Here is a 21,539-nt window from a genome sequence, read left to right on the forward strand (position 1 = left end):
AAAGTGACATAACCCTCACGGCCGCCACGCCTCGTTAGTTCATGACTGGATGGCTACCCAGGTCGGACCGCGCGACGCCTGGCGTATGTGAAAGCGATAGCCGATCTGCTCCAGGCGCTGCCAGGACATCACCGTAGGAAAGCGGCTATCGAGGACGAGCGTGGTCTGGGCACCGCCGCGGGCGACATCGATCGTCAGCACGGTGTGATAGGCACGCTGCTCGGTCCATGCCGTAGCCAGGCGGACAGCCGAAGCAGGCCAGCCCATGGCCATCAGCTTTTCGCGGGCGGCCAGAGCGATGTCCTCGCAATCGCCGGCCTTCGAAGCGACCTGCCAATATTCGGCGCGGCCGAACTCCTTGCGATCGTCCACCGCGTGGATCTGGCGCACGCTGGCCTGAACCGCCTGGAGTTGCTTCAGATGGCCTTCATCGAGCTGGACCACCTTGCAGGATGGATCATCGGCATTGCGGCCGCAGAAGTCCATCCATCCGGCAGGTGGCATGACGAGGCCGCCGTCGCGCATGGCCGACGCGCCCTGCGTCGTAGTGGTGCATGCCGAGAGTGTGAGTGCGGCGCCGAGCGCCAGCGCGACATTGCGAGTTGCCTTGCCGATAGCGCGCCGGGCCGTGTCGTCGATTTTCACTGCCATGATCCTGATCCGCCTGTTTGGTGTGCGGATCCTGATCTACCGATGACGGGTCAAAGCATGGCTACCAGGGCTGAACAGCAGCACCGCGATCGACGTGGCATAGGCGATTGTCGGCACGCCCCGACGCACCATATGGATCAACGCAAATCCGAGGCCGAGAAAGCCGACATAGGGGATGAGCTCGGCCGGAGCATGCACGAAGGTCGACAGGAAATAGACGTTCGTCACCAGCAGCACGAACTGCCGCCAGCGCGGCGCGCTCGACAGGTTGAACAGGATGGCCGCGACGAAGACGAGGATCAGGAAGCTGATCGATGGCACGGCCATGGCGGTGCTACGCCGCTGCTACGGCATCGGGGGAAGCAGCGATGCGCATCGGCGGCACTGTGATTTCGGCGGTGGTGGCGAGCGTCCAGCGCGTCGCCTCCCCCTCTCCATCCGCCGGCGAGAAGCCGAGCTCCGGATAGTGGTCCCGGACCAGCGCGTTGCGCGGCGTGGGGATATAGTCGCCGATCAGCGTCGCGATGCGGCGCGACCGCGCCTGTTCGATCAGGTGGCGAAGCACCATGCGCTCGACGCCGCGGCCGAGCACGCGGCAGCTCATCAGCCAGCTGTCGATGATCCAGCTACGTTCGACCTGCCGGCAGATGACGACGCTGATCATGCCATTGTCGCCGAACCGGTCCGACAGCCGGACCTGCAGGGTGAAGACCCCGTCCTGCTGTTCGAGCGCCTCGACCTCGCTTTCGGTATAGCGGCGGGTCGTCAGGTTGAACTGGTTCGACTTGTTGATGAGCTGGTAGATTCGTGCGCGATTGATCCGGTCGAACGGTCGGAAATCGATCTCCATGTCGAGCGCGGCGAGATAGTCGCCGACATCGCCTACCGCCTTGCCGAGTGCGGCGCGGCGGGCATTGCCCTGGTAAAAATCGGCGCGGGCGCGATCCTCCTCGGAGACGACGACCGCCTCGAAATAGCCGGCTGCGGCCAATGTGCGGGCGTAAAGCGCTGGATCCTCGGGCAACTCCGGCACCGCGACCTGGGGCAGGAAGCGCCGCACCAAGGCCCGTTCGACGGGATTGTCGTCGAGAAACACCATGGCGTCGAGACCCAGCGACAGCTCGTCGGCTATCGCCTTTATATTCGTTGCCTTGTCGTTCCAGTTCGCCTGGAACACCGCGATATGGTCCTCGCGCAGCAGCATGTCGGGGTGCTCGCGGAACACCTGCCGCGCGACCGCATCGTCGTTCTTCGACGACACCGCAAGCACGACGCCGCGCGCGCGCAGCGACAGGGCAAGCTGCTGGACGCTCAGATAGGCTTCGCCGGTGCCGTCGCCCTGCCCCACCACGATGCCATCGAGACCATCGTCGCCGATCACGCCACCCCACAGCGTATTGTCGAGATCGAGGATCAGCGCCCGGCGGCTCCGGCCGCGAAGCGAGCCCAGCAGGCGGCAGACATGATCGGCGTAGAGCGGCAGATAGGCCGCCGCAAACGGCAGCTTCGCGATGTTCCACTGCGTCGGGCTATGCCATTCGGCGAGACCCACGGTTTCGGCGAGCGCCGCGACGTCGAGCACGGACGAGCTGGCATCGCGCAGCGCGTCCCACAAGCCTTGATTATAGGCGTCCACCGCATGACGCAGCGATCCAGGCGTCGCCCTGTCGATGCTGCCGAACAGCGGCTCCGGGACCGTGGCGAGCGTCTGGAGGATGGCATGGGCGCCGCCATGGTCGCGCAGGCCCGCCTGCATCCGGCGGATCATGTCGAGGGACTCGGCGACAAGATCCTGCGCCAGCGCCGGATCGCCAGACGATGCACCCAGCGGCAAGCCGCGATGATCGATCGCAACCAGCACCGCATCGCATCGGGCACGGTTGATCCCGGACCCGGGCGAAAGCGCATCCTGGGCCGCCTGTCCGAACTCCGAGGTCACGCATTCGAGCAGAAAGCCATGGCGGGCTGCCGTGGCGACCAGCGCCGGCACGACAAGATCGAGCGTGCCGTTGCCGATAACGCCCAGGCGAAAGGGAATGAGCGGCCTGGTCGAGCGCCCGTCGGCTTCCATTCGGGCAATCAGCTTCGCCAGCCGGTTGAGCTGGACATCATCCAGGGCGTGCGCGGCGAGTGCCTTGATCGCGTCGCCGCAATCCCCCTCCGCGGTCCGCAGCGCTTCGCACTCAGCCCGGAAATCCGCAGGCCGGGGAAGCCACTGCAAATCGCGGAACAGGCCTCTGCTCATGCGGCGGCCTGGTTGAGCTTTCTCTCGATGACGCTGACAAGATCGCCCAACTGCGCGAGCGCAGATACCTGCGCAGCGGAAAGTCGAATGCCGAACGCGGTCTCGACTGCCAGGATCAGCCTTATGTTGGTCAGGCTGTCCCAGCCCTCCACATCTGCTGCTGTGGTGTCGTCTCCGATAACGATGTCGTCATCGTCGAAGATGTCCCGGAAAAGCTCGGTGAGCTTCTCGTAGATTGCACTGCGATCCATTCAAAGGCCCCCTTCGCCTCGATATCTTCAACGACCCCGAATGTCGACTTTGTCACACTGAAAATTCTCGCCAAAGCGCCGACCATGTGGGATGGTCCATCGGAGCTTCTTCAAGAAATCGCAATCAGTGCCAATTAGGCATAGACCGCAATTGGTTACTATATGGTCTGCGACAGGCACGCAGAGCCGCGGGGGCGCAGCATGTTCGACCATCTCATCAAGGGCGGCACTATTGTCGACGGTACCGGCCGGGCCGGGTTCACCGCAGATATTGCGATCACCGATGGCAAGATCGTCGAGATCGGCCGCATTTCGGGGCCTGCGCGCAGGACGACCAACGCCGATGGGGCCCTCGTCACGCCCGGTTGGGTCGATGTCCACGCCCATTATGACGGCCAGGTCACCTGGGACGATCAGGTGGCGCCGTCCTTCTGGCATGGTGTCTCCACCGTCGTCATGGGGAATTGCGGCGTCGGCTTCGCACCGGTGCGTGCCGACAAGCGCGACTGGTTGATCGGACTGATGGAGGGCGTGGAGGATATTCCCGGCACCGCCCTGTCGGATGGCATCCAGTGGGAATGGGAGACATTTCCCGAATATCTCGAGGCCCTGCGCCGCCGCTGCTTCGCCATCGATATCGGCGCGCAGATGACACACGGCCCCCTTCGAGCCTATGCGATGGGCGAGCGCGGCGCCCTGAACGAAGCCGCGACCGAAGAGGACATCGCCGCTATGGCGCACATGGTCCGCGAAGGCATGGCGGCCGGCGCGCTCGGCTTTTCGACCTCGCGCACCGTCGTCCACCGCGCGATGGACGGCGAACCCGTGCCGGGCACCTTCGCTGCGGTCGAGGAACTCCGCGCCCTGGCCGCGGCGACCGTCGCGGGTGGGCGCGGGGTCATGGAAGTGGCACCGGCCGGCCTGCTCGGCGAGGATCTGGTCAATCCGGCCAGGGAACTCGCCTGGATGAACGCGATCTCGGCCGAGACCGGCTGTCCGATCACCTTCCTGACAGGTCAGAACCATGTCCAGCCCGACTGGTGGCGCGAGCAGCTCAAGGCCTGCGGCGACGAACGCCGCAACCGGGCGATGGTCGTGCCGCAGATGTTCTGCCGCGCGATCGGCATCATGGTCTGCCTGGAGAGCAAGCTCCATCCCTTCATCAATTCCGTCACATGGCAGGCCCTGCTCGACCGCCCCTTCGCCGACAGGGTGCGCGCGCTGCAGGCCGACGCCGGCCTCCGCCAGCAGATGGCCAGCGAGGGTGTCGACGACATCCTCGGCGGCGTCACCGGCTTCAGCCAGTGGAAGGGCATCTACCCGTTCGGCGACGGCGATCACGAACCCGAAAAGACCAACAGCATCCTCGCCATCGCCAAGCGCGAAGGCCGCCCCCCGCGCGAGATCGCCCTCGAGACGATGCTCGCCGGCGGCGGAACCGGATTCCTCCATCGCCCGGTGATGGGCTATGCGAATGGCAATCTCGATCCGACCTATGAGATGCTGAAGAGCCCGCTCACCGTCCCCGGCGGCGGCGACGGCGGTGCCCATGTCGCGACGATCTGCGACGCCGGCGCGCCGACATTCATGCTGTCCTACTGGGCCCGCGACCGCGTCCGTGGCCCGCGCCTGCCGCTCGAACATATTGTCCGCAAACAAACCCACGACGCCGCCCTGCTCTACGGCCTCGAAGACCGCGGCCGCCTCGCCCCCGGCCTGCGCGCCGACATCAACATCATCGACTTCGAAGTTTTGACCCCCGGCCGCCTCCATATGGTCCACGACCTCCCGACCGGCGCGCCGCGGCTGATGCAGAAGGCGGTGGGCTATGTGGCGACGATGGTTGCGGGCGAGGTGGTGACAAGCACGGGCGAGGATACCGGCGCGCGGCCGGGCAAGCTGGTCGGCCGTTGCCGAGATTGACGCCGCCCTCGATCGCCACGGTTGTCGCGATCGTTGCCGGACGCGGACGTCAACTTTGCTCCGCCAGAAAACCCGTCGCCATGAGCCGGAACGCCTCGATCGCCTTCGGCAGGATTGATTGCGGCTCGTCGCTGGCAGCCACCCACAGCGCTGCATTCAATGCCGCGCCGCTCAGAAGGCGGGCCGCAGCCTCGACGTCGACAGGCTTCATGACAGCTTCGGAAACCAGCTTTGCCACCGCTTGCTTCGTCAGCTGCAGACAGGCGTTCTGGCTTGGCCACCGGGAGGGATCGCCGAGGAACGCAGGTCCGTCCAGCAGCACGATCCGTTGCACTTCGGGGTCCAGCGCCAGCTCGATATAAGCCACGCCTTCGGCCAGCAGCCCCTCCCACTCGTTTTCCGCGCCCGCGCCGGCCTGTTGCGCGCGCGCGGCCATCTCACCGTCGACCTCTGCCACGACGGCACCGAGCAGTCCCTTCTTGTCGCCGAAATTATGATAGAGCGCGCCGCGGGTGAGCCCGGCATCCGCGGTCAGTTCATCCATCGAGGACGCTGCAAAACCGTTCGCAGCAAACGCTTTTCGCGCAGCCGCGATCAGCTTGACGCGGTTTTCCTCCATCGTTTCGAGACGCCGCCTCGCAGCCACAATAAACCTCCGCTCAGATACGCTTCGTATTTGAATTGACATACACATCGCATTCGTACTACATACGGTGCGTATATCAACCTGCATCGCTCTCTCTTTGAACGGCCCGCGCGCGCTTTCTGCGCGTAGGGGCAACAGACATGAAAGGAATTCGAATATGGCTCAGCGTGAAGCCGTCTTTCCCGCAAACCGTCATGCCCTCTACGAAGCGCATGGTTATTCGGCTGCTATCCGATCCGACAATCTGCTGTTCGTGTCGGGACAGGTCGGCAGCCGCGATGATGGCTCACCGGAACCGGACTTCGCGGATCAGGTTCGGTTGGCCTTCGCCAATCTGCAATCGACGCTTGTCGCGGCAGGGTGCGGCTTTGATGACATCGTCGATGTAACGACCTTCCATACCGATCCTGAGAAGCAGTTCGAAACCGTCATGGCCGTGAAGAGCGAGATCTTCCAACGGGCTCCATATCCAAACTGGACGGCGATCGGGGTCAATTGGCTTGCCGGCTTTGATTTCGAGATCAAGGTGATCGCCCGCATTCCCGGCAAGATATAGGCCGGCTTGGCGGGTCCCCATCTGCGCACCACCTGCTCACCGCCATTCACATCCAAATTGGATGGAACCAGTGCTGACGTCGGACATCTCCCGCTGCTACCAGCAGCGGGATGGGGGACAATGAGCATGATCGCCTCGCAACGATCGTTGGCGAAGTTCTAGACGCCGGGCGACTGGAGCTAGGTACGACGTACACCTCTTCACCAGCCATATGCGAGGCGCTGATAACAATCCTCGCGATGTCCATCGAGGCCAATGGCCACAACCGGGATGAGGACATCCGCACCGCCGCTCGGCATATGGCTCATAACCTGAGAGAAGACATTTTGGCGTTCGTGCTGGATTGCGACAAGGAACTATTCGCCTAGCCACCGAGCATGGCTGTTCGCCAACGGATAGGATGAAACGGCAGGAATCGCCCCGTCTTAACCGTTCGAGGCACTCTGCGGCGATCCTGAAAACGGACTATCGCCCGATATCGAAGGCGCCGGAGCGCCCCGCTGGAAGGCGAGGAGATCAAGGGAGGGCGGTTCCAGTCCGGTTAGAATGGAAAAACACGCATGTGCCTGACCCCGATGATGCGTCTGGTGATTGAAGACGTGTTGGAGGATATCAGCGATCCGCTGTTCCTGTGGCTGACCACTGGTGGTTTGATAGGCGTGCGCGCTGTCCAACGCCCCCTCACTATAGCCTTCGATCACAGAAATAAGGCGCTCGTCCTCTCTTGTACGAGCGCGCGCCAGTTCATGCCGATCATCGTGGATAATGGCATCAAGCCGATCCGGGACTTCGCCTTCACCCGTGAGCCGACGAAGCCAAATCCGGTCAGCAACGAGGAGATGGTTGAACGTGCCGTGAAGGCTCTTGAAGAAAACGCCGGTCGGACGCCGATAATCTACGTCGGGCAGGGCGAAAGCGGCAGCGTAAAGCCGGGCATTGGCCCAGCGGTTATAAGCCGCGAACTGTTCAAAAATTACTTTCGTCACATTGGCCTCCGCAGTTGAGCATAGCGGCTTTCCGCGAGACATTGCGTGAGATATATTCACGGATCACGTCGCGAGTGTGGTGGTATGGAGCTTCCGTCCATTAGGGGCTTGCAGGCGCTTGCGGCGCTAAAACGGGCGCCGAGCCTGTCCAAGGCGGCCGAAATGCTGGGGGTGACCCGCTCCGCGTTGTCGCACAGAGTTGCCGAGTTGGAACGGCAACTCGGCGTAACGCTCGTCCGCCAAGTGGGCCGATGCGCCAAACTGACGGACGACGCGCAATCCCTTCTCGCGGTGATGGGCGACGCGCTGGATCGGATAGAGGCTGCGGTAGCACCTCTTCGGCGGCGGAATGGGCAATTGCGGATCAGCACGGTTGCGACCTTCGCATCGCATTGGTTGATCCCGCGCCTTCCCGATTGGCAACGGCAGAATTCCAGTATCGAGTTAGCGATCTCCACCACGACACGAACGGTTGATCTGGCGGCGGAGGACTTCGACTGCGCCATCCGTCACGGTCTTGCCGGTTGGGAAGGCTTGTCAGCGACGCTTCTATTCCGCGAGACGCTTCTACCGGTCGCACACCCCGACGTTGCGGAATTGGCCGTTACCAGCACCATCATCCGGGCGCGGTCGCGCTTCCGCGATTGGAACCGATGGTGGCGGGCCTCGGGCAAACACGGAGATCCGCTCGGCCGGAGCATGGTCGTTGAGACTCGTGCCCAAGCTATGGATGCGGCTCTAGCTGGCGCAGGCATAGCCATAATGGATGCGGCATATGCAGCTCCCCATATAGCGAGTGGTCGCCTCCGCGCACTCGGCACGACCGTCCATCTTCCAGAGGGCTATTACTTCGTTACAAAGGACGTGCCAAAGCCGGGATCCGAGATGATAAAGCGATTGGAAGCTTGGCTTCTCGGCCAAGCGCGGAGGGGCAATGGCAGCTTACTCGGTGCGTCCGCCCAATAGGAAACGATCCGCTCTCCATCCCCTTGCGGCCATGATGCAACAATTTGGATAGCACGACATGTGCCAACGCCAATTGCGGACCTTCAGCCGAGCAGCAACCATAACCAAAGGAGGGCCGAAACTCCCGCGACTGCTTTCCGTTCCGGTTGCCTCTCGCCGATAAAAGAGAGCCCCTGCCCTCCGGGGGGCCCCTTAATGCGCCATCGCCTTGACGATTTCCTCGACCATCTTCTTGGCGTCGCCGAGCAGCATCATGGTGTTGTCCATGTAGAAGACGTCGTTGTCGACGCCGGCATAGCCGACGCCGCCCATCGAGCGCTTCAGGAACAGCACGGTCTTGGCCTTCTCGACGTCGAGGATCGGCATGCCGTAGATCGGCGAGCTCTTGTCGGTCTTGGCCGCCGGGTTGGTGACGTCGTTGGCGCCGATCACGAAGGCGACGTCGGTCTGCGCGAATTCCGAGTTGATGTCCTCGAGCTCGAACACATCGTCATAGGGCACGTTCGCCTCGGCAAGCAGCACGTTCATATGGCCGGGCATGCGGCCCGCGACCGGATGGATCGCATATTTGACGCGCACGCCCTCGGCCTTGAGCAGGTCGCCCATCTCGCGCAGCGTGTGCTGCGCCTGGCTGACCGCCATGCCGTAGCCGGGCACGATGATCACCTGCTCGGCCTGGCTGAGCAGGAAGGCCGCATCCTCGGCGGAGCCGCGCTTCCACGGCCGATCGGTCTTCGCCGCACCGCCGGCCGCCGCCGTATCGCCGCCACCGAAGCCACCGGCGATCACGCTGATGAAGCTGCGGTTCATCGCCTTGCACATGATGTAGCTGAGGATCGCGCCCGACGAGCCGACCAGCGCGCCGGTGATGATCATCGCGGTGTTGTGGAGCGTGAAACCCATCGCCGCCGCGGCCCAGCCCGAATAGCTGTTGAGCATCGAGACGACCACCGGCATGTCGGCGCCGCCGATCGGGATGATCAGCAGGAAGCCGATCACGAAGCTCAGCGCGGTGACCGTGAAGAACACCCAATGGGCGTCGTCGGTGACGAAATAGGCGATCAAGCCGAGGATCGCGGCCAATGTGCCGAGATTGATGACATGCCGGCCCGGCAGCATGATCGGCGCGCCGGACATGTTGCCGTTGAGCTTGAGAAAGGCGATCACCGATCCCGAGAAGGTGATCGCGCCGATCGCGACGCCGAGGCCCATCTCGATCCGGCTGACATCATGGATGTGGCCGGTCGCCGCGTCGAGGATGCCGAACGCGTCGGGGTTGAGGAACGCCGCCACCGCGACCAGCACCGCGGCCATGCCGACCAGCGAGTGGAAGGCGGCGACGAGCTGCGGCATGTCGGTCATCGCGATCCGCCGTGCGGTCACGAAGCCGATGCCGCCGCCGATGGCGATGGCGATGCCGATCTCGACCAGGCCGGTGCCGTGCAGCACCAGCGTCGTCGCGACCGCGATCAGCATGCCGATCATGCCGAAGCGGTTGCCCCGGCGCGAACTTGTCGGGCTCGACAGGCCGCGCAGCGCCAGGATGAAGAGGACGCCCGAGATCAGGTAGGCGAGCGAAGCCCAGGCGGGCGTTTCGGCGAGTTCATGCATGTCTATACCCCTGCCCGCGCCTTAGCCCTTGCGCTCTTTTTTCTTGTACATGGCGAGCATCCGCTCGGTGACCGCGAAGCCGCCGAAGATGTTGACGCTGGCGAAAACCACCGCGAGCAAGCCCAGATATTTGGCGGTCGCACTGCCCGCCGCCGCGCTGGCGATCAGCGCACCGACGATGATGACCGACGAAATCGCGTTCGTCACCGCCATCAGCGGCGTATGCAGCGCCGGCGTCACCGACCAGACGACATAATAGCCCACGAAGCAGGCCATGACGAAGATCGACAGGATCGAGATGAAGTCCATGATGTGCCCCTATTCCTGTTGATCAGCCGAGCAGGCGTTCGTTGACGACCTTGCCGCCCTGCGTCAGCCTGACGGCGTTGCCGATCTCCTCGTCGAGAACCGGCCTGCCGGCCTCCTTGTCCCAGAAGGCGCTGAGGAAGTTGAACAGGTTGCGCGAATAGAGCGCCGAGGCGTCAGCCGCGAGCGTCCCCGCCATGTTCTTCGCGCCGATGATCTTGACGCCGTGCCGTACCACCGTCTGGCCGGCCACGCAGCCCTCGACATTGCCGCCGCTCTCGGCGGCGAGATCGACGATGACCGAGCCTGCCCGCATCGTCGCGACCTGCGCGTCGGTGATCAGCCGCGGCGCCGGGCGCCCCGGGATCAGCGCGGTGGTGATCACGATATCCTGCTTGGCGATGTGGCTGGACACCAGTTCGGCCTGCGCCTTCTGATATTCCTCCGACATCTCCGTCGCATAACCGCCCGAACCTTCGCCCTCGATACCCTTCACGGCTTCGACGAAGATCGGCTTGGCGCCCAGCGACTGGATCTGTTCCCTAGTGGCCGAGCGGACGTCGGTCGCCGACACCTGCGCGCCGAGACGGCGGGCGGTGGCGATCGCCTGGAGCCCGGCGACGCCGACGCCCATGATGAAGGCGCGCGCAGCCGAGACCGTGCCCGCCGCCGTCATCATCATCGGGAAGGCGCGGCCATATTCCGAGGCGGCCAGCACAACCGCCTTGTAGCCGGCGAGGTTGGACTGCGACGACAAGATATCCATCGACTGCGCACGGGTGATACGCGGCATGAACTCCATCGCCAGCGCCTCGAAACCCTTGGCGGCATAAGCATCGATGCGGGCGCGTTCTGCGAAGGGATTGAGGCCGGCCACGATCCACGCGCCGGGCTTCGCTCCGCCCACCGATTCCGGATCGGGGCCCTGCACGCCGAACAAAATGTCCGCATCCTGCAGCGTTGCCGCCCGGTCGCCCAGCTTCGCACCGGCCGCCTCATAGTCGGCGTCCGAGATCGAGGCTGCCTCGCCGGCACCTCGCTCGACCGCCATCTCGGCACCCAGCGCAATGAATTTCTTTACGGTTTCCGGCGTGGCGGAGACACGGCTCTCGTCGGCCGACACCTCCTTCAGCACTGCGATCTTCAACGGATCAACCCTTGGGGGCGATAAGGAAAATCACCAAAAGGCCGGTGATCGCGCTGGCGATCGTGCCGACCTTCAACAGGGTCAGAAAGCCGCCATAGGTCTGATTGTGAGCCTTGTAATCCATCGGCGCGCCATGATCGTCAGACATGTTTCTTCCCCGGGAACTGGTTGTCGATTTCGGCGCCCTTCTAAACAGAGGCATAGACTGTCTCAAGGCCTAATAGGCGCCGCCGCACCGCAATCGCCCGCGCTTTGCTTTTCCTTAGCTTTTCAACGCTAACAAGAGTGCAGAAGGGAAGAATGCATGGCTCGCGACTGCCCGCCAGGGCTTTTGCTGATCGATAGCGAACCTGCCCAGGCGGGTTTGATGACCACCATCGCACAGCGTGCCGGGTGGCGGGTGCTCCGCGCGCCCGATGTCGGCGCGGCCATCGATCTCGTGCGCCGCAGCGACTTGCGCCTGGATGCCGCGCTGATCGATCTCTGGGCGGCGGACGAGCAGGCCGTCCTCTCCATAGCTCAACTGAAGAGCCGCTTTGCCAATCTGCCGATCGTCGTCGTCACGGCACAGGATTCGGTCGATCTCGCGGTTGCGGCGATGCGCGCCGGCGCGCGAGACGTGATCATCAAGCCGATCGCCGGGATGCGCTTGCTCGCGGCACTGGACAATGCCGTCGCCACGCCCGGCCCCGTCGGCGAGCTGCGACCGCTTGCCGAAAAATGGGCGGAAGCACCTGATTCCGTGGAAATCATTGGTTCTACACCGACCTTCCGCAAGGCGGTCGACACCGCGATGCGGGCCGCGGCCACGCCAGCGTCGATCCTGATCGAAGGCGAAAGCGGCGTCGGCAAGGAAGTGCTGGCACAGGCGATCCACCGCGCCTCGCCGCGCGGCGCGGCACCGCTGATCACCGTCAATTGCGGTGCCATCCCCGCCAATCTCGTCGAGTCCGAGCTGTTCGGCCATGAGCGCGGGGCCTTCACCGGAGCCTTCGAGCGGCGGCTCGGCATGTTCGCCAATGCCGACGGCGGCACCATCTTCCTCGACGAGATCGGCGACCTGCCGGCCGAGGCGCAAGCCAAGCTGCTCCGTGTGCTCCAGTCTGGCGAGATCCGGCCGATCGGCGCAACTTCGACTCGACAGGTCTCGGTGCGGGTGATCGCCGCGACCAACCGGCGCCTGTCCGACGATGTCGCGCGGGGCCGTTTCCGCGAAGACCTTTTCTACAGGCTGGCGGTGGTACCGGTCACGCTGCCGCCCTTGCGCGAGCGCACCGGAGATATCAGGCCCCTCACCGAACATCTGCTCGGCCGGATCGCACGCCAACTCGGCTTGACGCAGCTCATGGCGGACGACAGCGCGGTGGCGCTGCTCGAGGGCTATGACTGGCCCGGCAATGTTCGCCAGCTTCACAATGTGCTGTTCCGCGCCGCGATATTCTGCCGCAACGGCCGGCTGTCTGCCGCGGATTTCTCGCATGTCGCGCACGCCCATGCCCAGGCGCCGGCCAATGACGACACGCCCTCGCCGCCCCCGACGGCCAGTGCCCATGCAATCCGCAGCCTCGCGCTATTCGGCCCCGACGGCCATGTTCGCCCGATGGAGGCGATCGAGGCCGACCTGATCCGCCTTGCCATCGGCCATTATCGCGGCCGCATGACGGAAGTCGCGCGTCGCCTGCAGATCGGCCGCTCCACCCTGTATCGCAAGCTCGGCGAGCTGGGGATCGAGCAGACCGGCTAAGCGGCGGACGTCCGCGCCGCTCGCCACATGGCTTGCGCCGGGTCGTTCCGCATGGGACATAACGCCGATGTCGCGCGTTGCCTCCCGATGACTGCCCATATCCACGCGATCGGTACCGCCGCTCCGGACTTCGACATACATGATATCTTCATCGGCTGGGCGAGCGAACGACTCCAGGGACGCGAACGCGCATTGTTCCTGAGGATGGCGGGCCGATCGGGCATAGAGCGCCGTTTCACCGTGCTGCCCCGCCAGCGCCCCGGCGGGACGCCCATCGACGCCGACGGCTTCTACGGCGACGGCATGCCGCCGACCTCCGAGCGGATGGCGACCTATGCTCAGGAGGCGCCCGCCCTCGCGCTGAAAGCCGTGGCCGACCTCGGGCGGCGCACCGCGATCGACGGAATCACGCACCTCGTCGTGGCGAGCTGCACCGGTTTCGTGGCCCCTGGCATCGACCAGATCATCGCACGCAAACTGGGGCTCGACGGGTCGGTGGAGCGCACGCTCGTCGGCTTCATGGGCTGCTATGCGGCGGTCGCTGCACTGCGGGTCGCCCACCATATCGCGCGCTCCGACAGCGACGCCCGCATCCTCGTCGTGACGGTCGAGCTCTGCTCGCTCCACATGCAGGACACGTCCGAGATCGGATCGCTGCTGGCCCAGCTCCAGTTCGCCGATGGCGCCGCCGCGGCTCTGTTAAGCGCCGAGCCCAGCGGCATAGCCATCGATCGCTTCTTCGCGGCGACCCTGCCGGACAGCGATGAGCTGATCCGCTGGACGATCGGCGACGAGGGCTTCGTCATGCACCTGTCGGGCGAAGTGCCGGGCCGGATCGCGCAGGCGCTCGAATCCCCAGAAATGAAACGCGCCATCCTCGGCAACCGCGCCGCGCGCGACATTCCCAGCTGGGCCGTCCACGCCGGCGGACGATCTATCCTCGACGCGGTCGAGCATGGCTTTGGCCTGGGCAGTGCGGCACTGGCAGAATCGCGGCGGACGCTCAGCCGCTATGGCAACATGTCTTCGGCGACGCTGATGTTCGTGCTGGGTGGGCTGATGGCCGACTCTGCGGCTGTCGATGGCATCGCGGTGGCGTTCGGGCCAGGGCTTGCCGCCGAAGGCTTCGCGATCGCGAGCGTGTAATGGGCCCTCCCGGCCGCTCCGTCGTGATCGCCGGCGGCGGTCCGGCCGGATCCGCCGCGGCAATCCTGCTCGCCCGCGGCGGCACCCGGCCGCTGCTGATCGAGCGGAGCCGCGAAGCACAGGATGTCGTGTGCGGTGGCTTCTTAGGAGCGGATGCGATCGCGCTGCTGGCGCGGGTCGGCATCGATCCCGCCGCACTCGGCGCCAGGCCGATCGGGAGGGTGCGGCTGATCGCGGGCAAGCGGGTTGCGGAGGCCGATCTTCCCTTCCCGGCAGCCGGCCTGTCGCGCCGCACCCTGGACGCCGCCCTGATCTCGCGGGCCGCCGAAGAGGGCGCCGCCGTCGAGCGCGGCGTGGCGATCCGCACGGTCGATGCGGTGACGCGCCGCATCCATCTGGCCGACGAGAGCATGATAGAGACCGGCGCGCTGTTCCTCGCCACCGGCAAGCATGAACTGCGCGGCCTGGCCCGGCCGGTGCCCGCCGCACTCGATCCGGCCCTGGGGCTGCGGGTGCGGCTCGAACCCTCGCCCGCGCTCGCCGCAGCACTTGCGCATCGCATAGAACTCCACCTGTTCCGGGACGGTTATGCGGGCCTGCTGATACAGGACGATGGCGCCATCAATCTTTGCCTGTCGGTGGCGCAGTCCCGCCTCAAGGCCGCGGACGGCCAGCCCGCCCGCTTGATCGAGGCCCTGTCCAACGAAGCGCCGCTGCTGGCCGAGCGTTTCGGCGCAGCCGCAAGCGTCGGCGCATGGTCCAGCGTGGCGCGCGTTCCCTATGGCTGGCGCGCCCGGCACAGCGATCCCGGCATCTTTCGGCTGGGCGACCAGTCCGCGGTCATCGCGAGCCTCGCCGGCGACGGTATAGCGATCGCGCTGGCAAGTGCCGCAAGCGCCGCGCAATTCTACCTGAGCGGCGGCCCGGCTGCGGCAAGCGCCTTCCAACTCGCCTTTGCGGACAATGCCCGGCGGCCGGTTCGGGTCGCCAGTCTGCTGAAGAAAATGGGTGAGACTCCGTGGCTTGCAGGGCCGCTGATCGGCCTACTTGGCCATGCCCCAAGCCTTGTCCGGCAGGCAGCGGCGCTGACGCGGATCGAAATCGAATAGTGTTTACACATCGAAAAACATCCAAATCGGATGAATTGTCCCATCTTACTTGACCCCGAATCCTAGTTGTCTTCTTTTTTGCTAGCGCTCGTCGCGGATCAAATCGGGGGAATCATGTTCAAAATCATATTGCGCGGACTCGCGCTTCTCCTGCCCTGGGGGTGCGGAGCAATGTTATGTGCCGCTCAGCCGGCGTCGGCTGCCGTCTATGTCGACAACAGCCTTGGCGAGGTCCCGTCCACTGACATTCACAAGATTGCTACGCCCAAGCCCACGCAACTACTGTTCGAGTTCCAAACCGATGGGGCCTCCAATCCTAAGGCAACCAAATATGCAAAGCCCATCGTAACGGAGGAAGTAAAAGCGAGCGGGTTTGCGAGCGAAGTAAGCGAAGGTGCGGTACTCGATGGAGCGCGGCTGTCGATCGTCATGAACAACATTACGCAGAAAAACGCCGCCTCTAAGGGCTTCCTAACCGGTCTTACTCTGGGGCTTGCGGGCACCGTGGTCGCTGACGACTATGACGTTCTGCTCAGCTATGTAAGCGCCGATGGGCAAGCACCGATAACCCGCACCGTGCATCACCGGCTCTATATGAAGATAGGCGCCAAAGCTTCGCCACCCAATGCAACTCCGGTCAAGAAGATCGATGAAGCCGTGCGGATGATCATACACCAAGTCGTCACGCACGGTCTCAACGACATCGCGGGCGACACAGCATTTGCCGCCGCTACGGCGTCGACCATCGAGTCCGGTGTGCGATGAGAGCGGCACCTTTCATCCTGCTGGCGGCGATCCCGTTGATCGGCTGTTCGATGACCGCTGTTCCGGTCCAAACCGCCTCGATAAATGCTGTCCAGGCGATCAGCGCCGCACATCTGCCGCCCATGTGGACGGGCAGTTTTCGGCAAGCATCAAATCTACCGCCACAACATGATCGAGGCTTAAGCGTCCGAGCGGCAACAATCCGACCAGAAGGCGGCTCGTTCGCCGGCTATCTCGGCGAGACGCTGAAAGCGCAACTCCGTACCGCCGGCCGCCTCGACGTGACATCGAACATCATAATCTCAGGCGAAATCGTGCGCAGCGAGATCGGGTCGGGCATCGGCGAAAATGCTGGCCATGGCCTTCTTGCGGCCGAGTTCACAGTGACTCGCGGGACGATCCAGAACTTCCGCAAGGTCATCACGGTCGAGGCCCGATGGAACTCGTCCTTTATCGGAGGCGTCGCAATCCCTGCCGCCGAGCGAAACTACATGGCGCTCTATCCCGCACTCGTGACTCGCCTGTTCTCTGATCCCGATTTTCTCAGTGCCTTCAATGGATGAATTCGAACATCTGAAGCCCATCAGTCGCCGCGGTGTTCCCGCCGCCATTCCTTCTCCGCGCGCTCGCGGTCCTTGCGGTCGCGTTCTTCCTGTTTGCGGATTTCGCGGCCGCGGTTACGATCGGCCTCGTCCTGGCTGGTGGTGGCCCAGTCGACACCTTTGCCGACGGCGTGAACCGGTGCCATGACGATGGTCTTGGCGGTGCTGACGCAACCCGCCAGGAGGCTGAAGCAGCCGATTATCAGAAGCTTACGCATGGATACTCCCATAGCCATCGATGGCTCCAATGGCTAGCCCGGTTGAGCGCGGAGACTATATCGCCGTCAGGGTGGCGACCAGCGCCTTGACCTTTTTCTGCCGCCATTGCGGGGTGGGCGCAACGAGCCAGTAGCTTTTCGAAGTGGCTCGCGGTTCGCCGTGGGCCCGCACCCGCCCCTCGGCGATATCATGCTCGACCAGGAGCGCCGGCACATGGGCGGTGCCGAAGCCGGCAGCGGCGGCGTCGATCGCGAGACCGGCGTCGGCTACCATCAGCGCCGCCCCCTTATCGTCGGCGGGAGCGCCCGGCCAGCCGATCGGCGCGCCGTTAGCCAGGCCGATCGTGACTATCGCGCCATCGGCCAGCTTGACGCCCTCATGCTCGCCCGGCCCATCGGCATAGCAGATGGCTAGATCGAGATTGGCCTGGGTAAAATCGAGGCCTTCGTCTGACGACAGCAGCACGAAGCGCAACTCGGGATCGGTTCGGCCGAAGTCGGCCAGGCGCGGTGCCAGCCACTTGGCCGTGAAATCGCGCGGCGCCGCGATCGTCAGCGTCTTGGACGACTGGCCCGCCTGCATCGCACGGACTGCCTCCTCGAACTGCAGGAAGCCGGCGCGCAGGGCGTCGAGACCGGCCTCGCCCTCGGGGGTCAGCTCCAGGCCCTTGGCGGTGCGGCGGAACAGCACGACACCCAGCGTATCCTCCAGCGCGCGGATCTGCTGGCCGACCGCCGCCGGCGTCACCGCCAGCTCATCGGCTGCACGAGTGAACGACAGGTGCCGCGCGGCGGCATCGAGGACGCGCAGGCCGTTGAGGGGCAGATGGGTCCGTTTCACGCCGCCTTCGCCTTCACCGACGCATTCATATCGCGACAGCCGGGCCGATCAGCGGAAAGCGCGGGATCGCCGCCTCGAAGGTCGAGCCGTCCTCGGCCACCATATGGTAGCTGCCTTCCATCGAACCGGTCGGCGTCTGGAGCGGGCATCCCGAGACATAGTCATAGGATTTGCCCGGTTCGATCACCGGCTGTTCGCCGACCACGCCTTCGCCGCGCACGTCGTGCCGGCCACCACGTCCGTCGGAGATCATCCAGTGGCGCGTGAGCAGCTGCACCGCTTGGGTGCCCTCATTCTCGATGCGGATATGATAGGACCAGAACCATCGGCCGCGCGCCGGCTCCGACTGTTCGGGCATGAACGACACCGCCACCCGCACCACCACGCCGCGTGTCTGCGCCATGTGGGGGAAGAGCGCCTTCATGATCACAGCCCGACCGCCTTCAGCGCGCGATCGAGATCGTCGATCACGTCCAGAGGATCCTCGAGCCCGACGTTCAGGCGTAGCATGCCTTCCTCGACTCCCATTTCAGCGCGCACCTCCTCCGACAACCCGGCGTGGGTGGTCGAGCTCGGGTGAGTCATCAAGGAGCGTGAATCGCCGATATTGTTGGAAATGTCGACCAGTTCGAGCGCATCGAGCAAGCCATGCGCCTGCGTCCGGCCGCCATCGAGGAAAATCGAGATGATCGTCCCCCCGGCCGACATCTGCTTCATCGCCAGCTTGTGCTGGGGGTGGCTGGGGAGTGCGGGAAACAGCGCGCGCGGAACCCGCCCGTCGAGGAATTCCGCCACCTTCAGCGCATTCTCGCTCTGGCGATTGATGCGCAGGTCGAGTGTTTCGAGCCCCTTCATCACCACCCACGCGTTGAAGGCGGACAAGGTCGGGCCGGTGTTCCGGGTGAACGACAGAAGCGTGGTGTTGATGAACTCGTTGGTCCCACATACCGCTCCGGCCAGAACGCGCCCCTGTCCGTCCATCATCTTGGTCGCGGAGTAGGCGACGATATCGGCGCCATAATCCATCGGCCGCTGGAGCAGCGGCGTGGCGAAGGCGTTGTCGACGACCGTCAGCAGTCCCGCTTCCCTGGCGATGCCGCACACCGTCTCGAGATCGACGATGTCGAGTGTCGGGTTGGCCGGCGTCTCGAAGAAGAACAGCTTGGTGTTCGGCTTGATCGCCCGCTTCCACGCGTCGTTGTCGCGGCCATCGACGATGGTCGCCTCGATCCCGAAGCGCGGCAGCAGTGTGTCGGTCAGCCAGCGGCACGACCCGAAGGCCGCGCGCGCCGCGACGATATGATCGCCCATCGAGAGCTGGCAGAGCAGCGCCGCGGTCATCGCCGCCATGCCCGTCGCCATGCAGCGCGCCGCCTCCGCCCCTTCCATCAGCGCAAGCCGCTCCTCGAGCATCTCGACCGTCGGATTCTGGAGCCGCGAGTAGGTCATCCCCTTCTGTTCGCCCGAGAAGCGCGCGGCTGCATCGCCCGCGCAATCATAGGCATAGCCCGAGGTGAGGAAGATCGCCTCGCTGGTCTCCCCGAACTGCGACCGCACGGTGCCGCCACGCACCGCCTGGGTTGCAGGGCGCCATTTGGTGGTGATCGAACGATCCTGGCCGGTAAGCTTTTTCATGCCCTCGCTTTGCCGTCACAGCCCTGTTCCGTCAATGCGCGAGCGGGGTTGCACCTGTGCTTCCCGCGTCCGATAGGAACAGCCCTCATCATATAGGAGAGTCGATCATGGCCACCGCGATCCAGGACATCCCGCTCAAGACGATCAACGGCCAGGATGCCAAGCTCGGCGACTATGCCGGCAAGGTGCTGCTGGCGGTCAACGTCGCGTCGAAATGCGGGCTCACCCCCCAATATACCGCGCTCGAGGCGCTGTATAAGAAGTATAAGGACAAAGGCCTGGTGGTGATCGGCTTCCCCGCCAATAATTTCGGCGCGCAGGAGCCCGGCACCGAAAGCGAGATCCAGGAATTCTGCACGACGAACTATGGCGTCGATTTCCCCATGTTCTCCAAGCTGTCGGTGAAAGGCGAAGACCAGCATCCGCTCTATGCCAAGCTGGTTGCCGAGAAACCCGACAAGACCTTCAAGGACATGAGCTTCAAGGAAAAGCTCGAGGGCTACGGCATCAAGATCGACAAGGACGAAGACGTCATGTGGAACTTCGAGAAGTTCCTCATCGCCAAGGACGGCACCGTCGCCGGCCGCTTCTCCCCCGATATCGCGCCCGACGATGCCATCGTCACCAGCGCCATCGAGGCCGAACTGGCGAAGTGAAGCTGCGCGGTCACGCCGGCCGAAATCCGGCGTGACTCGCACCGCCCTCCACCCGCCATCGGATAGCTTTGCGGGCGGATAGTTATTTTGCATCCGTTCCTCTGTCCTTCGCACTTGCAATGAATGTTACAGATCGGTACCTGGACATCAGGACGTACCGTTCTGTAACATATTTGCAATTCAGGGACAGGCAGCATGTATCTATCCGAGCTCAAGGCAGACCCTGTCGAGCGCGCTGCGGAGCCGTCGGCCGAGCCGAAGCAGCGGCTTTCGAAGAAGCGCGCCGCCGCCTATACCGCCCTGCCCATCGCGGGGCTCTTGCTGTTCGCCAGCTATGGCCTCCTCGGCCATGACAAGGCCAAGGCCGATGGCCAGGCTTTGCCGGTCGTCACGGTTGCCCAGCCGCTGCAGAAAACCATCGTCGAATGGGACGATTATGTCGGCCGTTTCGAGGCGAGCCAGGCGGTCGAGATCCGTCCGCGCGTATCCGGAGCGCTCGAGTCGATCCATTTCCGCGACGGTGACATCGTCCGCAAGGGACAGTTGCTGTTCACTATCGACCCCCGCCCCTTCGCCGCATCGCTGGCCGAAGCACGCGCCCGGGTAGCGAGTGCTGCAACCGCGCTGTCGCTGGCCCGCAGCGAGCTGGCACGGGCCAATCGGCTCGTTGCCGATCAGGCGGTCAGCGCCGAGGAGGTCGACTCGCTCAAGGCGGCAGCCCAGTCGGCTGAAGCTGCGCTCGCCGCGGCGCGCGCGCAGGTCCAGGCGCGCCGGCTCGATGTCGAGTTCACCCAGGTTCGCGCACCGATCAGTGGCCGCGTCTCGGATCGCCGGATCGATATCGGCAACCTGGTCTCGGGCGATTCGACAGCGAATGCCACGGTCCTCACCACCATAAATGCCCTCGATCCGATCTACTTCGCCTTCGATGGCTCGGAAGCGCTCTACCTTAAGCAGCGTCGGCAGAAGGCCGGCAGCGACCATGTCGAGATCCGGCTTCAGGACGAGGCCGACTACAAATGGCGCGGCAAGGTCGACTTCACCGACAATGCGCTGAACGACGGCTCGGGTACGATACGCGGGCGGGCCGTGCTGGCCAATCCCGACTACTTCCTGACGCCGGGCATGTTCGGCAATATGCGCCTCTCCTCGGGCTCACCGCGCCCGGCGCTGCTGGTACCCGACGCCGCCGTGGTGACCGACCAGGCCCGCAAGGTGGTGTATGTGGTGACCGGCAAGGATGGCACGGTGACCGCGCAGCCAGTCGATGCGGGCCCACTGGTCAACGGGCTGCGGGTGATACGATCGGGGCTGAAGCCCCAGGACAGGATCGTGATCTCGGGCCTGCAGTTCGCCGCGACATCGCCAAAGGTCCAGGTGATCGCAGGCAAGGTCGAAGCCGCCGCGCCGGTGCCGAAGCTTGCCGTCACCGCGCCGGTCGCCTCGCAGGCGACGTTGGCCGGGGCCCACTGAATCACAGACTTATCGCCCGCGAGGCGGCTCGACGCCCTCCGCATGGAGGGCGATTGGCCCGT

25 protein-coding genes are annotated in these 21,539 nt (G+C 64.4%); 11 read left to right on the forward strand and 14 right to left on the reverse strand.

Translation table 11 applies throughout. The annotated features are described in order from the left end of the window. Positions 1-39 precede the first annotated feature (39 nt). The 4 genes from AC1DQK_RS01990 to AC1DQK_RS02005 are packed head-to-tail and all read right to left on the reverse strand — an operon-like array spanning position 40 to position 3,147. The gene (locus AC1DQK_RS01990) at positions 40-651 is read right to left on the reverse strand and encodes a transglutaminase-like cysteine peptidase (protein ID WP_477866812.1); all 612 of its coding nucleotides are present in this window, start codon (positions 649-651) and stop codon (positions 40-42) included. Between the two features lie 36 nt (positions 652-687). Then, complete coding sequence (locus AC1DQK_RS01995) at positions 688-978, reverse strand: hypothetical protein (RefSeq protein ID WP_477866814.1); 291 nt, start codon at positions 976-978, stop codon at positions 688-690. 7 nt (positions 979-985) lie between these two features. Then, positions 986-2,896: an HAD-IIIC family phosphatase gene (locus tag AC1DQK_RS02000; protein WP_477866816.1), complete on the reverse strand. Its 1,911-nt coding sequence runs from the start codon at positions 2,894-2,896 to the stop codon at positions 986-988. Beyond that, complete coding sequence (locus tag AC1DQK_RS02005; protein ID WP_477866818.1) at positions 2,893-3,147, reverse strand: acyl carrier protein; 255 nt, start codon at positions 3,145-3,147, stop codon at positions 2,893-2,895. Before AC1DQK_RS02005 ends, AC1DQK_RS02000 begins: the two co-directional genes overlap by 4 nt. 201 nt (positions 3,148-3,348) lie before the next feature. Between AC1DQK_RS02005 and AC1DQK_RS02010 the strand changes: the two genes are divergently transcribed. Further along, positions 3,349-5,070 carry an N-acyl-D-amino-acid deacylase family protein gene (locus AC1DQK_RS02010; RefSeq protein ID WP_477866820.1) on the forward strand — a complete coding sequence of 574 codons (1,722 nt, stop codon included), beginning with the start codon at positions 3,349-3,351 and terminating at the stop codon, positions 5,068-5,070. A gap of 49 nt (positions 5,071-5,119) precedes the next feature. On the opposite strand, the gene AC1DQK_RS02015 is transcribed toward AC1DQK_RS02010, so the two are convergent. After that, positions 5,120-5,689, reverse strand: a complete 570-nt coding sequence (locus AC1DQK_RS02015; protein ID WP_477866822.1) for a TetR/AcrR family transcriptional regulator — start codon at positions 5,687-5,689, stop codon at positions 5,120-5,122. 94 nt (positions 5,690-5,783) lie between these two features. On the opposite strand from AC1DQK_RS02015, the gene AC1DQK_RS02020 reads away from it, so the two are divergent. Both AC1DQK_RS02020 and AC1DQK_RS02025 read left to right on the forward strand, forming a co-directional pair. Then, a complete protein-coding gene (locus AC1DQK_RS02020) occupies positions 5,784-6,272 on the forward strand; it encodes a RidA family protein (RefSeq protein WP_477866824.1) in 489 nt (162 codons plus the stop codon). A 110-nt stretch (positions 6,273-6,382) separates the two neighbouring features. Continuing rightward, positions 6,383-6,640, forward strand: coding sequence for a hypothetical protein (locus AC1DQK_RS02025; RefSeq protein ID WP_477866826.1), 258 nt, complete (start codon positions 6,383-6,385; stop codon positions 6,638-6,640). 57 nt (positions 6,641-6,697) lie between these two features. Here AC1DQK_RS02025 and AC1DQK_RS02030 read toward each other — a convergent pair whose 3' ends face one another. Further along, positions 6,698-7,300 carry a DinB family protein gene (locus AC1DQK_RS02030; RefSeq protein WP_477866828.1) on the reverse strand — a complete coding sequence of 201 codons (603 nt, stop codon included), beginning with the start codon at positions 7,298-7,300 and terminating at the stop codon, positions 6,698-6,700. A 66-nt stretch (positions 7,301-7,366) separates the two neighbouring features. On the opposite strand from AC1DQK_RS02030, the gene AC1DQK_RS02035 reads away from it, so the two are divergent. Further along, positions 7,367-8,224 carry a LysR substrate-binding domain-containing protein gene (locus tag AC1DQK_RS02035; protein WP_477866830.1) on the forward strand — a complete coding sequence of 286 codons (858 nt, stop codon included), beginning with the start codon at positions 7,367-7,369 and terminating at the stop codon, positions 8,222-8,224. 192 nt (positions 8,225-8,416) lie between these two features. On the opposite strand, the gene AC1DQK_RS02040 is transcribed toward AC1DQK_RS02035, so the two are convergent. The 4 genes from AC1DQK_RS02040 to AC1DQK_RS02055 are packed head-to-tail and all read right to left on the reverse strand — an operon-like array spanning position 8,417 to position 11,436. Further along, positions 8,417-9,835 (reverse strand): NAD(P)(+) transhydrogenase (Re/Si-specific) subunit beta, encoded by a 1,419-nt coding sequence (locus tag AC1DQK_RS02040; RefSeq protein WP_477866832.1) that lies wholly within the window; start codon positions 9,833-9,835, stop codon positions 8,417-8,419. Between the two features lie 21 nt (positions 9,836-9,856). Then, complete coding sequence (locus tag AC1DQK_RS02045) at positions 9,857-10,144, reverse strand: NAD(P) transhydrogenase subunit alpha part 2 (RefSeq protein WP_477866834.1); 288 nt, start codon at positions 10,142-10,144, stop codon at positions 9,857-9,859. Between the two features lie 22 nt (positions 10,145-10,166). Next, positions 10,167-11,288, reverse strand: a complete 1,122-nt coding sequence (locus tag AC1DQK_RS02050) for an NAD(P) transhydrogenase subunit alpha (RefSeq protein WP_477866836.1) — start codon at positions 11,286-11,288, stop codon at positions 10,167-10,169. A 4-nt stretch (positions 11,289-11,292) separates the two neighbouring features. Further along, on the reverse strand, positions 11,293-11,436 hold the full coding sequence (locus AC1DQK_RS02055; protein ID WP_477866838.1) for an aa3-type cytochrome c oxidase subunit IV: 144 nt from the start codon (positions 11,434-11,436) through the stop codon (positions 11,293-11,295). Positions 11,437-11,592: 156 nt separating this feature from the next. Between AC1DQK_RS02055 and AC1DQK_RS02060 the strand changes: the two genes are divergently transcribed. The 5 genes from AC1DQK_RS02060 (at position 11,593) to AC1DQK_RS02080 (ending at position 16,615) form a co-directional block, all read left to right on the forward strand. Further along, positions 11,593-13,032 (forward strand): sigma-54-dependent transcriptional regulator, encoded by a 1,440-nt coding sequence (locus tag AC1DQK_RS02060; RefSeq protein WP_477866840.1) that lies wholly within the window; start codon positions 11,593-11,595, stop codon positions 13,030-13,032. Positions 13,033-13,119: 87 nt separating this feature from the next. Beyond that, the gene (locus tag AC1DQK_RS02065) at positions 13,120-14,178 is read left to right on the forward strand and encodes a type III polyketide synthase (RefSeq protein ID WP_477866842.1); all 1,059 of its coding nucleotides are present in this window, start codon (positions 13,120-13,122) and stop codon (positions 14,176-14,178) included. Then, a complete protein-coding gene (locus AC1DQK_RS02070; protein WP_477866844.1) occupies positions 14,178-15,287 on the forward strand; it encodes an NAD(P)/FAD-dependent oxidoreductase in 1,110 nt (369 codons plus the stop codon). The genes AC1DQK_RS02065 and AC1DQK_RS02070 overlap by 1 nt, the downstream gene beginning before the upstream one ends. A gap of 114 nt (positions 15,288-15,401) precedes the next feature. Further along, the gene (locus AC1DQK_RS02075; protein ID WP_477866846.1) at positions 15,402-16,052 is read left to right on the forward strand and encodes a hypothetical protein; all 651 of its coding nucleotides are present in this window, start codon (positions 15,402-15,404) and stop codon (positions 16,050-16,052) included. A 50-nt stretch (positions 16,053-16,102) separates the two neighbouring features. Next, positions 16,103-16,615, forward strand: coding sequence for a hypothetical protein (locus tag AC1DQK_RS02080; RefSeq protein ID WP_477866848.1), 513 nt, complete (start codon positions 16,103-16,105; stop codon positions 16,613-16,615). A 20-nt stretch (positions 16,616-16,635) separates the two neighbouring features. On the opposite strand, the gene AC1DQK_RS02085 is transcribed toward AC1DQK_RS02080, so the two are convergent. Genes AC1DQK_RS02085 through AC1DQK_RS02100 form a run of 4 tightly spaced genes read right to left on the reverse strand, consistent with a single transcriptional unit; the run spans position 16,636 to position 19,348 of the window. After that, entirely contained in the window at positions 16,636-16,872 is a 237-nt protein-coding gene (locus AC1DQK_RS02085) for a hypothetical protein (protein WP_477866850.1), read from the reverse strand. A gap of 55 nt (positions 16,873-16,927) precedes the next feature. Further along, positions 16,928-17,713, reverse strand: coding sequence for a LysR family transcriptional regulator (locus AC1DQK_RS02090; protein ID WP_477866852.1), 786 nt, complete (start codon positions 17,711-17,713; stop codon positions 16,928-16,930). Between the two features lie 25 nt (positions 17,714-17,738). Continuing rightward, the gene (apaG, locus tag AC1DQK_RS02095; protein WP_477866854.1) at positions 17,739-18,137 is read right to left on the reverse strand and encodes a Co2+/Mg2+ efflux protein ApaG; all 399 of its coding nucleotides are present in this window, start codon (positions 18,135-18,137) and stop codon (positions 17,739-17,741) included. Positions 18,138-18,139: 2 nt separating this feature from the next. Then, positions 18,140-19,348 carry a trans-sulfuration enzyme family protein gene (locus AC1DQK_RS02100; RefSeq protein ID WP_477866856.1) on the reverse strand — a complete coding sequence of 403 codons (1,209 nt, stop codon included), beginning with the start codon at positions 19,346-19,348 and terminating at the stop codon, positions 18,140-18,142. A gap of 107 nt (positions 19,349-19,455) precedes the next feature. On the opposite strand from AC1DQK_RS02100, the gene AC1DQK_RS02105 reads away from it, so the two are divergent. Both AC1DQK_RS02105 and AC1DQK_RS02110 read left to right on the forward strand, forming a co-directional pair. After that, a complete protein-coding gene (locus AC1DQK_RS02105; RefSeq protein WP_477866858.1) occupies positions 19,456-20,004 on the forward strand; it encodes a glutathione peroxidase in 549 nt (182 codons plus the stop codon). A gap of 195 nt (positions 20,005-20,199) precedes the next feature. Continuing rightward, positions 20,200-21,477, forward strand: coding sequence for an efflux RND transporter periplasmic adaptor subunit (locus tag AC1DQK_RS02110; RefSeq protein ID WP_477866860.1), 1,278 nt, complete (start codon positions 20,200-20,202; stop codon positions 21,475-21,477). Positions 21,478-21,539 lie beyond the last annotated feature (62 nt).

This window comes from Rhizorhabdus sp. P4_G5 (genome assembly GCF_056401065.1).

Bases quoted from the DNA above. Each gene is read 5' to 3' on its own strand.
- AC1DQK_RS01990 (WP_477866812.1), bottom strand. From the start codon at position 651: ATGGCAGTGAAAATCGACGACACGGCCCGGCGCGCTATCGGCAAGGCA.
- AC1DQK_RS01995 (WP_477866814.1), bottom strand. From the start codon at position 978: ATGGCCGTGCCATCGATCAGCTTCCTGATCCTCGTCTTCGTCGCGGCC.
- AC1DQK_RS02000 (WP_477866816.1), bottom strand. From the start codon at position 2,896: ATGAGCAGAGGCCTGTTCCGCGATTTGCAGTGGCTTCCCCGGCCTGCG.
- AC1DQK_RS02005 (WP_477866818.1), bottom strand. From the start codon at position 3,147: ATGGATCGCAGTGCAATCTACGAGAAGCTCACCGAGCTTTTCCGGGAC.
- AC1DQK_RS02010 (WP_477866820.1), top strand. From the start codon at position 3,349: ATGTTCGACCATCTCATCAAGGGCGGCACTATTGTCGACGGTACCGGC.
- AC1DQK_RS02015 (WP_477866822.1), bottom strand. From the start codon at position 5,689: ATGGAGGAAAACCGCGTCAAGCTGATCGCGGCTGCGCGAAAAGCGTTT.
- AC1DQK_RS02025 (WP_477866826.1), top strand. From the start codon at position 6,383: ATGGGGGACAATGAGCATGATCGCCTCGCAACGATCGTTGGCGAAGTT.
- AC1DQK_RS02030 (WP_477866828.1), bottom strand. From the start codon at position 7,300: ATGTCTCGCGGAAAGCCGCTATGCTCAACTGCGGAGGCCAATGTGACG.
- AC1DQK_RS02040 (WP_477866832.1), bottom strand. From the start codon at position 9,835: ATGCATGAACTCGCCGAAACGCCCGCCTGGGCTTCGCTCGCCTACCTG.
- AC1DQK_RS02045 (WP_477866834.1), bottom strand. From the start codon at position 10,144: ATGGACTTCATCTCGATCCTGTCGATCTTCGTCATGGCCTGCTTCGTG.
- AC1DQK_RS02055 (WP_477866838.1), bottom strand. From the start codon at position 11,436: ATGTCTGACGATCATGGCGCGCCGATGGATTACAAGGCTCACAATCAG.
- AC1DQK_RS02060 (WP_477866840.1), top strand. From the start codon at position 11,593: ATGGCTCGCGACTGCCCGCCAGGGCTTTTGCTGATCGATAGCGAACCT.
- AC1DQK_RS02065 (WP_477866842.1), top strand. From the start codon at position 13,120: ATGACTGCCCATATCCACGCGATCGGTACCGCCGCTCCGGACTTCGAC.
- AC1DQK_RS02070 (WP_477866844.1), top strand. From the start codon at position 14,178: ATGGGCCCTCCCGGCCGCTCCGTCGTGATCGCCGGCGGCGGTCCGGCC.
- AC1DQK_RS02075 (WP_477866846.1), top strand. From the start codon at position 15,402: ATGTTCAAAATCATATTGCGCGGACTCGCGCTTCTCCTGCCCTGGGGG.
- AC1DQK_RS02080 (WP_477866848.1), top strand. From the start codon at position 16,103: ATGACCGCTGTTCCGGTCCAAACCGCCTCGATAAATGCTGTCCAGGCG.
- AC1DQK_RS02085 (WP_477866850.1), bottom strand. From the start codon at position 16,872: ATGCGTAAGCTTCTGATAATCGGCTGCTTCAGCCTCCTGGCGGGTTGC.
- apaG (WP_477866854.1), bottom strand. From the start codon at position 18,137: ATGAAGGCGCTCTTCCCCCACATGGCGCAGACACGCGGCGTGGTGGTG.
- AC1DQK_RS02100 (WP_477866856.1), bottom strand. From the start codon at position 19,348: ATGAAAAAGCTTACCGGCCAGGATCGTTCGATCACCACCAAATGGCGC.
- AC1DQK_RS02105 (WP_477866858.1), top strand. From the start codon at position 19,456: ATGGCCACCGCGATCCAGGACATCCCGCTCAAGACGATCAACGGCCAG.
- AC1DQK_RS02110 (WP_477866860.1), top strand. From the start codon at position 20,200: ATGTATCTATCCGAGCTCAAGGCAGACCCTGTCGAGCGCGCTGCGGAG.